At 60.7% G+C, this 13,768-nt stretch carries 11 protein-coding genes; all 11 read left to right on the top strand.

The features are described from left to right. Positions 1–12: 12 nt before the first annotated feature. The 11 genes from ABH912_RS28050 to ABH912_RS28000 all read left to right on the top strand — a co-directional run bounded on the left by ABH912_RS28050 (position 13) and on the right by ABH912_RS28000 (position 13,720). The gene (locus tag ABH912_RS28050) at positions 13–1,080 is read left to right on the top strand and encodes a putative urea ABC transporter substrate-binding protein (protein ID WP_429512177.1); all 1,068 of its coding nucleotides are present in this window, start codon (positions 13–15) and stop codon (positions 1,078–1,080) included. Positions 1,081–1,096: 16 nt separating this feature from the next. Further along, positions 1,097–1,912, top strand: coding sequence for an ABC transporter permease (locus ABH912_RS28045; RefSeq protein WP_429512176.1), 816 nt, complete (start codon positions 1,097–1,099; stop codon positions 1,910–1,912). Then, positions 1,909–2,697 carry an ABC transporter ATP-binding protein gene (locus tag ABH912_RS28040; RefSeq protein ID WP_429512174.1) on the top strand — a complete coding sequence of 263 codons (789 nt, stop codon included), beginning with the start codon at positions 1,909–1,911 and terminating at the stop codon, positions 2,695–2,697. The genes ABH912_RS28045 and ABH912_RS28040 overlap by 4 nt, the downstream gene beginning before the upstream one ends. Positions 2,698–2,709: 12 nt before the next feature. Then, positions 2,710–3,435, top strand: coding sequence for an urea amidolyase associated protein UAAP1 (locus tag ABH912_RS28035; protein WP_429512172.1), 726 nt, complete (start codon positions 2,710–2,712; stop codon positions 3,433–3,435). 11 nt (positions 3,436–3,446) lie between these two features. Continuing rightward, positions 3,447–4,088 carry an urea amidolyase associated protein UAAP2 gene (locus ABH912_RS28030; RefSeq protein ID WP_076030050.1) on the top strand — a complete coding sequence of 214 codons (642 nt, stop codon included), beginning with the start codon at positions 3,447–3,449 and terminating at the stop codon, positions 4,086–4,088. Between the two features lie 280 nt (positions 4,089–4,368). Continuing rightward, positions 4,369–8,010 (top strand): urea carboxylase, encoded by a 3,642-nt coding sequence (gene uca, locus ABH912_RS28025; protein WP_429512170.1) that lies wholly within the window; start codon positions 4,369–4,371, stop codon positions 8,008–8,010. A 25-nt stretch (positions 8,011–8,035) separates the two neighbouring features. Next, positions 8,036–9,814: an allophanate hydrolase gene (gene atzF, locus ABH912_RS28020; RefSeq protein WP_429512168.1), complete on the top strand. Its 1,779-nt coding sequence runs from the start codon at positions 8,036–8,038 to the stop codon at positions 9,812–9,814. Between the two features lie 271 nt (positions 9,815–10,085). Next, complete coding sequence (locus tag ABH912_RS28015; RefSeq protein WP_429512167.1) at positions 10,086–11,579, top strand: sensor domain-containing diguanylate cyclase; 1,494 nt, start codon at positions 10,086–10,088, stop codon at positions 11,577–11,579. Continuing rightward, positions 11,580–11,774 carry a cysteine-rich CWC family protein gene (locus tag ABH912_RS28010; protein WP_008153014.1) on the top strand — a complete coding sequence of 65 codons (195 nt, stop codon included), beginning with the start codon at positions 11,580–11,582 and terminating at the stop codon, positions 11,772–11,774. 56 nt (positions 11,775–11,830) lie between these two features. Beyond that, a complete protein-coding gene (locus ABH912_RS28005; RefSeq protein ID WP_033061404.1) occupies positions 11,831–12,523 on the top strand; it encodes a pseudouridine synthase in 693 nt (230 codons plus the stop codon). 312 nt (positions 12,524–12,835) lie between these two features. Then, positions 12,836–13,720: an alpha/beta fold hydrolase gene (locus tag ABH912_RS28000; protein ID WP_033061402.1), complete on the top strand. Its 885-nt coding sequence runs from the start codon at positions 12,836–12,838 to the stop codon at positions 13,718–13,720. Positions 13,721–13,768: the final 48 nt, after the last annotated feature.

The following is a 13,768-nucleotide window of genomic DNA, read 5'->3' as shown; positions in this document are numbered from 1 at the left end:
GGAGAACCACCCATGTCCCAGCTTCGTTTACCCGCCCTGCTCGCCGCTGCATTCGCAGCCTTCGTGAGCTTCTCGTCCCAGGCCGCCCAGAAAGACCACTTCAGCGTCTGCTGGACCATCTACGCCGGCTGGATGCCCTGGGAATACGCTGGCAGCCAAGGCATCATCGACAAATGGGCAAAGAAGTACGGCATCAAGATCGATGTGGTGCAGCTCAATGATTACGTCGAATCCATCAACCAATACACCGCTGGCCAGTTCGACGGCTGCACCATGACCAACATGGATGCGCTGACCATTCCGGCAGCCGGTGGCGTCGACAGCACCGCGCTGATCGTCAGCGACTTCTCCAATGGCAACGACGGCATCGTGCTCAAGGGTGACGGCAAGAAAGTCACCGACCTCAAAGGCATGGACGTCAATCTGGTGGAGCTCTCGGTTTCCCACTACCTGCTGGCCCGGGCGCTGGATTCGGTCGATCTCACCGAGAAAGACCTGAAAGTGGTCAACACCTCCGACGCCGACATATCGGCCGCCTTCAACACCGATCAAGTCAACGCCGTCACCACCTGGAACCCGATGCTTTCGGACATCAAGGCCAAGCCTGCGGTGACCGAAGTGTTCAACTCCAGCCAGATCCCCGGCGAAATCATGGACATGATGGTGGTCAACTCATCGACCCTCAAAGACAACCCGGCCCTGGGCAAAGCGCTGACCGGTGCCTGGTTTGAAGTGGTCGAGTTGATGAACGCGAAAAACGCCGCCAGCAAAGCCGCGCTCGAACACATGGCTAAAGCTTCCGGCACCGATCTGGCCGGTTTCCAGGCGCAACTGGACACCACCAAATTGTTCGCCACACCTAAGGAAGCCCTGGCGTTCTCCACCAGCAAGCAACTGCCGGAAACCATGCGCAAGGTGGCCGAATTCTCGTTCCAGCACGGCTTGCTGGGTGAAGGCGCCAAGGACACCAGCGCGGTCGGCATGGCGTTCGCCAATGGCGTGACCAGCGGCGACAAGACCAACCTCAAGCTGCGCTTCGACCCGACCTACGTGCAGATGGCTGCCGACGCCAAGCTGTAAACAGGAGGACCTGGCCATGCGCCTGATCAATCGCCACCCGGATCGCCCGAGTCGCCTGCTGTTGGTGATCCTCCCGTTCGCCCTGGTGCTGTTTGCCTACTTCATGGGCTCGGCCGAGCGGCTGACGGACAACCCCAATGACAAGCTGCTGCCGAGCGCCGTGCAGATGACCGACGCGGTGAAACGCCTGGCGTTCACCGCCGACACCCGCACCGGTGAATACGTGTTGTGGCAAGACACCGCATCGAGCCTGCGACGCTTGGCCATCGGCCTCGGCATCAGCGCGCTGGCCGGGCTGTGCCTGGGTATCGCCGCCGGTACGCTGCCGCTGTTTGGCGCGCCTTTATCGCCGTTGCTGACGGTGCTGTCGATGGTACCGCCGCTGGCGATTCTGCCGATTCTGTTCATCGTGTTCGGCCTGGGGGAGTTGTCGAAAGTGATGCTGATCGTGATCGGCATCACCCCGTGCCTGGCCCGTGATCTGGAGCAACGCGCCCGGGAAATTCCCGTCGAGTTGCTGATCAAGGCCCTGACCCTCGGCGCTTCGACCTGGACGCTGATGCTGCGAGTGGTGCTGCCGCAATTGCTCCCACGCCTGCTGATCTCGCTGCGGCTGATGCTGGGTTCGGCGTGGTTGTTCCTGATCGCCGCCGAAGCCATCGCCTCCACCGACGGCCTCGGTTACCGGATTTTCCTGGTGCGCCGCTACCTGGCGATGGACGTGATTTTGCCCTACGTGGTGTGGATCACCCTGCTCGCCTGGCTGATGGATTGGGGCCTCAAGCGCCTGACCCAACGGGCGTTTCCTTGGTATGAAGGGGCCCGCGCATGAGCTTCATCACGGTGAAAAATGTCTGGCAGCAATACGCCGATCAGGTGGTGCTCGAAGGGCTGAACCTGAACGTCAACGAGGGTGAGTTCTGCACCTTGGTCGGTGCGTCGGGTTGCGGCAAGTCGACCTTCCTGCGGTTATTGCTGGGCCAGGAACGCGCCAGTCGCGGCGAGATTCTGCTCGACGGCAAGGCCTTGGCCGGCGAGCCGGATGACAGCCGTGGCGTGGTCTTCCAGCGCTACTCGGTGTTCCCACATTTAACGGTGCTGGACAACGTCGCCCTCGGCCTTGAACTGCCACGTTCGCCGCTGCTCGGGCGCTTGTTCGGCAGCGCAAAAAAAGACGCACGCGAACAAGCCTCAGTGTTGCTGCACAAAGTCGGTCTCGGTCACTCGCTGGACAAGTACCCGGCGCAACTCTCCGGCGGCATGCAACAACGACTGGCGATTGCCCAGGCGCTGATCATGAAGCCGCGCGTGTTGCTGCTCGACGAACCGTTCGGCGCCCTCGATCCAGGCATCCGCAAAGACATGCACGGCCTGCTGCTGGAGCTGTGGCGCGAGACGCAACTGACGGTGTTCATGGTCACCCACGATCTGTCCGAAGGCTTCAGCCTCGGCACTCGCCTGCTGGTGTTCGACAAGGTCCGCGTTGACCCGCACGCCCCCGGTGCCTATGGCGCACGCATCACCTACGACATCCCTTTGAACAGCGACCGCCGCGTGAATCGCGCCGCCGTCGACGCCCTGCCTGAAGCGCTGGCGGGCTCGCTTCGTATCGCTTAGAGGAGTTTTGAAATGACTGATTCGACTCAACTGTTCCCGCCCTTCGCCGAAGAAGTGCTCCCCGGTGGCGGCCATCGTTCCTTCGTGTTGAAACGCGGCCAACTGCTGCGCCTGACCGACCTGCGCGGTGGCACCAACGTCAGTCTGACGCTGCTCAACGCCAACGAAAAAACCGAACGCCTGAACCTGCCTGACAGCCTCAAATGCCAACACACCGCCAAACTCACCAGCGGCCATTGCCTGTATTCGGACATGGGCCGCGTGCTGGCCGCCATCACTGCTGACACCTGCGGCTGGAGCGACAGCCTCGGCGGTGTGCTCTGCGCTGAAGAGGTCGCAGAAAAATACGGCGAGGGGCGCTATCAGGAACTGCGCAACGGCTTCTTCCGCAACGGCACCGACAACCTGTTGGTGGAGCTGGGCAAGTGGGGTTTGGGTCTGTCCGACCTGCTGATGACGCTCAATTTGTTCAGCCGGGTGAATGTCGATGAGGCCGGGTGTTTTCACTTCGTCGACGGCAATTCCAAGGCCGGCGACTACATCGAGTTGTATGCGCCGATGGACACGCTGGTGGTGCTCACCGCTCTGCAACATCCGATGGACCCTTCGCCTGAGTACGCGCCGAAACCATTGAAGTTGAGCTGGATGAACGCTGACGCCAGCGTCGCCGAACACTGCCGCACCTCGCGCCCGGAAAACGAGCGCGGCTTCATCAACACCGACCGTCTGTTCGCCTGAGGATCGCTGCCATGTCACTCGCAATTGCTACCGCTCAACAGCTGCCCGAAACCGCGATCTACCGCGCCACCATCCCGGCCGGCGAACCTTGGCTGATGGAGGTCAAGGCTGGCCAGACCTTGCGCATCCTCGACCTGGAAGGCAATCAGGCCGTCGACACGTTGTTCTACAGCGTTGCCAACCCAAAGGAGCGCTACGACGTGCAACGCACGTTGCGTCGACAGAACAGCGTCTACCTGAGCACCGGCAGCGTGCTGTATTCCAACCTCGGCAAGCCGATGCTGACCATCGTTGCCGACACCTGCGGCCGTCACGACACCCTCGGCGGTGCCTGCGCGCAAGAGAGCAACACGGTGCGTTATGCGTTGGAGAAACGCTACATGCACAGCTGCCGCGACAACTACCTGCGCGCTTGCGTCCACGACGGGCGACTGGGCAAGGGCGACATCGGGCCGAACATCAACTTCTTCATGAACGTACCGGTCACAGCGGATGGCGGGCTGACGTTTGAAGACGGCATCTCGGCGCCGGGCAAATACGTCGACCTGCGGGCCGAGATGGACGTGATCGTGCTGATCTCCAATTGCCCGCAACTGAACAACCCGTGCAACGCCTACAACCCCACTCCTGCGGAGCTGCTGGTATGGAACTGAAATTCTCACGGTTGCGTAGATGGTTGTTTGCCCTGTGCCAGGCCCGTTCAGGCCAATGCCTGAAAAAATAAGAACACCGCAATCCCAATGTAGGAGTGAGCCTGCTCGCGATGGCGTCAGCAAAGTCACCTTTGATGTCGACTGACCCACCGCTATCGCGAGCAGGCTCACTCCTACAGGGGAACGGCGGCGTTTGAGAAATTCGATTTTTCATCCGGGACGGCCCGGATGCATCAAGAAAAACTGCGGGACGGCCCGCATCCCCTCCAGGGGTTATGCCATGTTCGAAAAAGTCCTGATTGCCAACCGTGGCGCCATTGCCTGTCGCATCCTGCGCACCCTGCGTCAGTTGCAGGTCCAGGGCGTTGCCGTTTACTCCGAAGCCGATGCCGCCAGTTTGCACATCTTGCAAGCCAATGAAGCCCACAGCCTCGGTGAAGGCGCAGCTGTCGGCACCTACCTGGCCGTCGAAAAAATCCTCGCCATAGCCAAATCCACTGGCGCCACGGCGATCCATCCGGGCTACGGTTTTCTCTCGGAAAACGCCGCGTTCGCCGAAGCCTGCCAAGCCGCCAACATCGCCTTCATCGGCCCGACGCCAGAGCAGCTGCGAGTGTTCGGCCTTAAGCACACCGCCCGCGCCTTGGCCAAGCAACACGGCGTTCCGATGCTCGAAGGCACCGAGTTGCTCGACAGCCTCGACGCAGCGCTGATTGCCGGCGAACAGGTCGGCTACCCGGTGATGCTCAAAAGCACCGCCGGCGGTGGCGGCATCGGCATGCGCGTGTGTCGCAGTGCGGCCGAGTTGAGCGAATCCTTTGAAGCCGTCAAACGCCTCGGCCAGAACAACTTCAGCGACGCCGGGGTGTTCATCGAGAAGTACATCCAGCGTGCCCGGCATCTGGAAGTCCAGGTGTTCGGCGACGGCCGGGGCGACGTGATCGCCCTCGGCGTGCGCGACTGTTCGGTGCAGCGGCGCAACCAGAAAGTCCTCGAAGAAACCCCGGCGCCAAACCTGCCCGAGGGCATGGCTGAGGAACTGTCTGCAGCGGCAATCAAACTGGCCAAAGCGGTGAACTACCGCAGTGCCGGCACTGTTGAATTCGTCTTCGACAGCGAGGCTCAGCGTTTCTACTTTCTCGAAGTGAACACCCGTTTGCAGGTGGAACACGGCGTCACCGAGCAAGTCTGGGGCGTGGATCTGGTGCGCTGGATGGTGGAACTGGCGGCGGGTGATTTGCCGCCACTGAGCTCGTTGAGCCAAGGCTTGAAAGCCTGCGGCCATGCGATTCAGGCACGGCTTTACGCGGAAGACCCGGGGCGGGATTTTCAGCCGAGCCCAGGCTTGCTGACCGCCGTGAACTTCCCCACCGCCGATGGCAAACACCTGCGCATCGACACCTGGGTTGAGGCCGGTTGCGAGATCCCGCCGTACTTCGATCCGATGATTGCCAAAGTCATCAGTTGGGCGCCGAGCCGTGAACAAGCCGCTGCCGATCTGCATCAGGCATTGGGCGACAGCCTGCTCTACGGGGTGGAAACCAACCGCGATTATTTGCGGCAGATTCTGCTCGATGCGCCCTTCGCCAGCGGTCAGCCGTGGACCCGTTGCCTGGAAGGTCTGGTGTATCAGGCCAACACGTTTGAAGTGCTCAGCGCCGGTACCCAAACCAGCGTTCAGGACTATCCGGGGCGCCTTGGATATTGGGCGGTAGGCGTGCCGCCATCAGGGCCGATGGACAGTCGCGCGTTGCGTCTGGGCAACCTTTTACTGGGTAACGACGAAGGCGCCGCAGCACTGGAAATCACCATGAGCGGGCCGTTGCTGCGCTTCAATTGCGATGCGGTGGTGGCGGTCACCGGCGCGATGATTCCATTAGCACTAGACGGTGAAACCGTACCGATGAACACCGCACTGCTGGTTCCGGCGGGGGCGACTTTGAGCCTCGGCACAATGGCCGGCGCAGGCGCTCGCAGCTATTTGTGCCTGCGCGGTGGCCTGCAAATGCCGGATTATCTGGGCAGCAAAAGCACCTTCACCCTCGGTCAGTTTGGTGGGCATGGTGGGCGTGCATTGCGGGCGGGTGATGTGCTGCATGTGCCGGCTTTGATCAACCGCAGCGCTGGTGCCCAACTGCCTGAAATCGTTGAGTTGCCTGCCGTACGAAAAATTCGCGTGATCTACGGCCCTCATGGCGCACCGGAATACTTCACCGAAAACTACATCAGCACCTTCTTCGCCACCCAGTGGGAAGTCCATTTCAATTCCAGCCGAACCGGTGTGCGGCTGATCGGGCCGAAGCCTGAATGGGTGCGTGCCGATGGTGGCGAGGCGGGTCTGCATCCGTCGAATATTCATGACAATCCGTACGCCATTGGTGCAGTGGATTTCACCGGTGACATGCCGGTCATCCTCGGTCCCGACGGCCCGAGCCTCGGCGGGTTTGTCTGCCCGGTGACGGTGATCGAGGCGGATCTTTGGCAGCTGGGCCAGCTCAAGGCTGGCGACAAAGTGCAGTTCCTCCCCGTCGACCTGAAGACCGCCCGCAACCTCGCCTTGAAATGGAATCCCCCCTGTAGGAGTGAGCCTGCTCGCGATGGCGGCAGTACAGCCAACATTGATGTGACTGACACACCGCTATCGCGAGCAGGCTCGCTCCTACAGGGGATTGTGTCGCCTGTGGTTTTGGACTTGGGTCAGGAGGATACGCGGCTGGTTGCCAGATTGTCGGGAGATACTCACTTATTGCTAGAGATCGGCGCACCTGAGTTGGACCTGGTCCTGCGCTTCCGCGCCCACGCCTTAATGCAAGCACTGGAAAGCCAAAACCTGCACGGCGTCATCGACCTGACACCCGGCATCCGCTCGCTGCAAGTGCACTACCAGCCCGAGCAACTGCCGCTGGCCGATCTGCTCGGCATCGTCGCCGGCGAATGGGACGCCGTGTGCGCCGCCAAGGACCTGCAAGTGCCCTCGCGCATCGTGCATTTGCCGCTGTCCTGGGACGACCCGGCCTGCCAGTTGGCGATCGAAAAATACATGACCACCGTGCGCAAGGACGCCCCGTGGTGCCCGAGCAATCTGGAGTTCATCCGCCGCATCAACGACCTGCCAAACCTCGACGAAGTGCAGCGCACGGTGTTCGACGCCAGCTACCTGGTGATGGGCCTGGGCGACGTCTACCTCGGTGCACCGGTCGCCACGCCACTCGACCCGCGGCATCGTCTGGTGACCACCAAGTACAACCCGGCCCGCACCTGGACCGCGGAAAACTCGGTGGGCATCGGTGGCGCGTACATGTGCGTGTATGGCATGGAAGGCCCTGGCGGTTATCAGTTCGTCGGCCGCACTTTGCAGATGTGGAATCGCTATCGCGAGGTCGCCGCATTCGATGGCAAACCATGGCTGCTGCGCTTCTTCGATCAGATCCGGTTCTACCCGGTCAGTGCCGATGAACTGCTGCGCATTCGACGGGATTTCCCACTCGGGCGCTTCGACCTGAACATCGAGCAAAGTCAGCTGAATCTGGCGGATTACCAAGCCTTCCTGACGAAAGAAGCCGAGAGCATTGCCGCGTTTCGCGATCAGCAAAAAGGCGCGTTCAACGCCGAGCGCGAGCGCTGGATTGCCAGTGGCCAGGCGCATTTCGACAGCGAAGAACTTGTCCCGCAAGTGACCGAAGACGCGCCGCTGGCCAGCGGTCAGCAGAGCGTCGACAGCCACATCGCCGGCAACCTCTGGCAGGTTCAGGTGGAGACCGGCAGCCGCGTCGCCGCCGGTGATGTGCTGGTGATTCTGGAGTCGATGAAGATGGAAATCCCGCTGCTCGCCCCCATGGCCGGAGTGGTACGCGAGATTCGCGTGCAACCGGGTTCGGCGGTGCGCGCCGGACAGCGCGTCGTGGTGCTGGAACTCGACTGAACCCATTTTGAAAAGGATTAACGCCATGAACATCAATCTGCAACTCGACGCCCTGCGCAACGCCTATCGCGACGGCAGCATCGCACCTCGGCAATTGCTGCTGAGCCTGCGCGATAAAGCCGCGGCGCTGAACCCGGATTATCACCTGTTCATCCACTTGCTCAGTGTTGAAGAACTGGAACCTTACCTCGCCGCACTCGACGGTCGCGACCCCGATAGCTTGCCGCTGTTCGGCGTGCCATTCGCGATCAAGGACAACATCGACCTGGCGGGTATTCCCACCACCGCAGCGTGCCCGGCGTTTGCCTACGTGCCGGAACGCTCGGCGACCATCGTCGAGCAATTGCTGGCGCTGGGCGCGATTCCGTTGGGCAAGACCAATCTTGATCAATTCGCCACCGGGCTTAACGGCAGTCGCTCACCGTATGGCGTGTGCCCGAACAGCGTGTTGCCGGAGTATCCGTCGGGCGGTTCCAGTGCCGGATCGTCGCTGGCGGTGGCGCTCGGCGTGGCGAGTTTCTCCCTCGGCACCGACACGGCGGGCTCCGGGCGTGTGCCGGCAGCGCTGAACAATCTGGTGGGGTTGAAAGCCACCAAAGGGTTGATCTCCACGGCCGGTGTGATCCCGGCGTGTCGCACTCTCGATTGCGTGACCACGTTCACCGCAACCGCTCGGGAAGCCAGTCAGTTGCTCGCGCTCACTGCGCACCTTGATCCCCGCGATGAATACAGCCGTAGTAATCCGTTGTGGAATGACGGCTCGGCGTTTGGTGCGCCTCGCCCCTTCCGCTTTGGCGTGCCGCGTGCTCAGGATCTGCAGTTCTTCGGCTGCCCTGAGGGTCCGCTGTTGTTTGGTGATGCCATCGATCAGCTCAAGGCGTTGGGCGGTGAAGCCGTGGAACTGGATTTGTCGCCGTTCCTTGAAGCGGCGCGGTTGCTCTATGAAGGCCCGTGGGTGGCCGAGCGCTACAGCGTCGCCGGCGAATTGATGGAACAAAATCCTGAAGCCGTACTGCCGGTGATCCGCGCGGTGCTGGCCAAGGCGCCGGCGGTGAGCGGCGTGCAAACCTTCCGCGCCCAGTACCGGCTGCAAGCGCTGAAAGCCCTGTGCGACCAGGCACTGGACGACCTCGACTGCGTGCTCACACCCACCATCGGCCGCTCCGTCACGCTGGCGGAACTGAACGCCGAGCCGGTGCTGCGTAATTCGGAACTGGGCTACTACACCAATTTCATGAACCTGCTCGATTACGCCGCCGTCGCCGTGCCCAGCGGTTTCATGGGCAATGGTTTGCCTTGGGGCGTGACGTTGTTCGGGCGGGCGTTTACTGATCAGTATTTGTTGGGTGTGGCGGATGCCTTGCAGCGCCAGCAAGGTTTGCTCGCGCCTGCGCCTACGGCTGTCGCACGCAATGACCTGGCGCGGTTGGTGGTGTGTGGCGCGCATCTGGATGGGCTCGCGCTGAACTGGCAGCTCAAGCAGCGCGGGGCTCGACTGGTCGAGACGACATTCAGCTCGCCGGACTATCAACTGTATGCCCTGGCTGGCGGCCCGCCGTTTCGTCCCGGGATGGTTCGCGTGAAGGACGGGGGGGTGGCGATTGCCGTGGAAGTTTGGGAACTGCCGAGCCGTGAGTTGGGTTCGTTTTTGACCGGAATTCCGGCGCCGCTGGGGTTGGGCAAGGTGCAATTGGCGGATGGGCGTTGGGAGAGCGGGTTTATTTGTGAGGCGTATGGGTTGGAGGGGGCGGTGGATATTAGTCACCTTGGTGGGTGGCGTGCGTATCTGGAGACTCGTGTCTGATCCGGAATCCACCCCTCACCCTAACCCTCTCCCCAAGGGGTAGAGGGGACTGACCGAGGTGTTTGTTTGAGCTACAGCGACCTGAAATATCGAGCCGAACTCTGGTTTTGAACAACATACAAATCTGCTCCCTTTCCCCCTCTCCCCCGTGGGGAGAGGGCTGGGGTGAGGGGTGGCCCTACCTGACACCATTCCCCCCACAAATGCAGCAGTTATTTCCCGGCAGTGCCATTAGAATGCCTGCCATCGGGTCACTGCCAACGGAATCGTCATGCCGCTTCGCTCGTCGCTGTATTCGCAACGTTCGTTGGTCCTCACGCTGATCGCGCTGCTGGGCGCAGGTTTTCTCGCCACGTCCTTCCTCAGTTACTACGCCTCGCGAGCGTCGATCCGTGACAGCATCGTCAACACCGAACTGCCGCTCACGTCGGACACGGTCTACTCGGAAATCCAGAAAGACCTCGTCAGACCGATCCTGATTTCCTCGATGATGTCCCGCGATACCTTCATGCGTGACTGGGTGGTAAACGGCGAGCAAGACCCCGAAAAAATGACCCGCTACCTCAACGAGGTCATGACCCACTACGGCGCCTACACCGCATTTTTCGTCTCCAACACCAGCCTCACCTACTACCACGCCAAGGGCGTACTCAAACAGGTCAAAGCCACTGAACCCCGCGATGCGTGGTATTTCCGCGTACGGGACATGGCCGATCCCTACGAGATCAATGTCGACCCGGACCTTGCCAACCAGGACAACCTGACCTTCTTCATCAACTACAAGGTCTACGACTACAACAACCGTTTCATCGGCGCGGCCGGCGTCGGTCTTACAGTCGATGCGGTGATCAAGCTGATCGACAAGTATCAGCAGCGCTACCAGCGCAGTGTGTACTTCGTCGACAATTTCGGACGCCTGGTGCTCACCGGAGCCGAGGGCGGCCCGCAAGGCGCGAAGATCGGGCAGCGCCTCGGCGAACTCGACAGCATGAAAAGCCTCGTCAGTCAGCTGCCCAAGCCCCACAGCGGCAGCTACGAATATTCCGCCCAGGGCCAGGGACATTTTCTCAATGTGCGTTTCATCCCGGAGCTGAACTGGTACTTGTTCGTCGACAAACGCGAAGACGGCGCCCTCAGTGAAATCCGCCAGTCGCTGTACCTCAACCTCTTGATCTGTCTGATCGTCACGCTAATTGTGCTGGCCCTGCTCAACCGGGTGATCAAGCGTTACCAGGGCAAGATCCAGGCCCAGGCGATCCTCGACAGCCTGACCGAATTGCCGAACCGCCGCGGTTTCGACCTGCTGGCGGCGCAAGCCATGCACGAAGCCCTGCGCGAGCCCAAACCGCTGACCGCGTTGCTGCTGGATCTGGACCACTTCAAGGCGTTGAACGACACCTACGGTCACCTTGCCGGCGACCAGGTGCTGATCGGCTTTGCACGGGATCTGGAGAGTTGCCTGCGGCACTCCGACATCGTCTGCCGTTGGGGCGGGGAGGAATTTATCGTGTTGCTCAAGGACACCGATGGTGAGACCGGTCTGATGGTCGCAGAGAAAATTCGTCGGCATATCGAACAACAGCGTTATGCCTACAACGATAAGGCATTGCAGCTGACCGTCAGCATCGGCTTGACCACCCTGCAGACCGATGACACCTTGCACACGCTGCTCTCAAGGGCGGATCATGCGATGTACCGGGCCAAGCAAGCCGGCCGTAACCGCACCTGCGTGGAAATGCCTCACTCCAGTTATGCATACCCCTAAATGAATAAGCCAGATTTCTGCCCGGCCTGCGGCGCCTCCAACGACTGCACCCTGGCCGACCCGCGAACCGCCGATCGGGCCTGCTGGTGCTACGGCGTCAGCATCGACCCGGCGGTGCTCGAAGCGCTGCCGCCCGAACTGCGCGACAAATCCTGTTTGTGCCCACGCTGCGCGCAAGTCGAGGCGCAGCTGTAAGCAACCGCACAACCGATCACGTAAGATACGCGCCCCTTTCCTACCGATCCCTTGTCATGCGCATTGACCGTTTCCTCAGCAACCTGCCGCGCTTCAACCGTAAGCAGGTGCGTCTGTTGCTGGTGGAAAAGCGCGTCAGGATCGACGGAAAAGTCGTCAGCGACCCTCACGCCGACGTACTGGAATTCAGCCGTGTGGAAGTCGACGATGAGCTGCTGCAAGTCGGCAAGCCTGCACGCTACTTCATGCTGCACAAACCGTCTGGCTGCGTCAGTGCCACCCGAGATCCGCAACATCCGACCGTGCTCGACCTGATCCATGAGCCGGACAAGGAGGACCTGCACATCGCCGGGCGCCTGGACTTCAACACCACCGGCCTGATGCTGATCACCAATGATGGCAGCTGGTCGCGACGCCTGACCCAGCCGCAAACCAAACTGCCCAAGGTCTACTACGTAGAAACCGAGCAAGAGATTGGCCCGCAATACGCATTGAAATTCACCGAAGGCCTGTACTTCGCTTTCGAAGACCTCACCACCCAACCCGCCGGGCTGGACGTGCTCAGCCCCAAGTCCGCACGACTGAGCATCGTCGAGGGTCGTTACCACCAGGTGAAGCGTATGTTCGGCCATTTCGACAACAAGGTGCTGCGCCTGCACCGCGAAAGCATGGGCCCGCTGGTGCTCGACAGTGCCCTGAAACCGGGCGAGTACCGCGCATTACGCACCGAAGAGATTCAATTGATCTAAGCAGGCGACCGCTCAGCAGAAGTTGTCGAACAATTTGTCAAAGATACTTGCGCGATGACGTGACCCCTGCTTGAATCAGGACGTCGGCCGAAATGTGACCGACGAGTCACAACATACTTCTAAGAAACTTTTTGCCGGTAGAGAACCCTCAGGTTCCGCTTTCCCCCGGCAGACTGCCCGCCAATAACAATACCCGTCGACCGGACTGCATTGGATCGACATGGGCCTCCAAATTCCAGGCGTATGCCTACCTGTCACAAAACTCGTGCAATCTCATTTGCGCGCATACCCGCTTGCTTGGAGTCTTATGACATGAGGCCAGAAATCGCTGTGCTGGATATACAGGGTCAGTACCGGGTTTACACGGAGTTCTATCGCGCAGACGCCGCAGAAAAGACCATTATTCTGGTCAACGGCTCGATGGCCACGACTGCGTCGTTTGCACAAACCGTGAAAAACCTTCACCCGCAGTTCAATGTGGTTTGCTACGACCAGCCCTACGCGGGCAAGTCGAAAGCCCACAACCTGCACGAGAAATTGCTGACCAAGGAAATCGAAGGGCAGATCCTCCTCGAGCTGATCGACCACTTCGCCGCCGAACACGTGCTGTCGTTTTCCTGGGGTGGCGCCGCGACCCTGGTCGCCCTGGCCCACCAGCCACGACGCATCGAAAAAGCCGTGATCAGCTCGTTCTCTCCGGAGATCAACGCGCACATGCTCGATTACCTCGAGCGCGGCATCGATTACCTCGGCAGCCGGGACGGTGACCGGGTCGGCAACCTGGTGAACAGCACCATCGGCAAACACCTGCCGACACTGTTCAAGCGCTTCAATTATCGGCACGTCAGTTCCCTGGCCGAGCATGAATACGGGCAGATGCACTTCCACATCAGCGATCTGCTGCAAAGTGATCGCCAGTGCTTCTTCAAAGCCGCGGAGAAAATCAACGTGCCGGTGCTGTTCATGAACGGCGAATGGGACGAGTACACCGCTGCCGACGGCGCTCAACTGTTCGCCAACCACGTGCAACACGCTACTTTCACCACCCTGCAGGCCACCGGCCACTTTCTCGACATGGAACACAAATCTGCTTGCCGAGACAGCCGCAACGCATTGCTGGGCTTCTTGAAACCTTCGCAACACGAAAGTCGACCGCGTTATCACTACGTCCAGGACCAACATGCATTGGCCATCTGAAACAGCGTCATCGCGAGCAAGCTTCGCCCTACAGTGTTGAATGCATTC

Origin of the sequence: Pseudomonas sp. BT76 TE3572 (assembly GCF_050435365.1) — a bacterium.
GTDB classification, from domain to species: domain Bacteria; phylum Pseudomonadota; class Gammaproteobacteria; order Pseudomonadales; family Pseudomonadaceae; genus Aquipseudomonas; species Aquipseudomonas fluorescens_W.
This window is presented reverse-complemented; position numbering and strand designations above follow the sequence as displayed.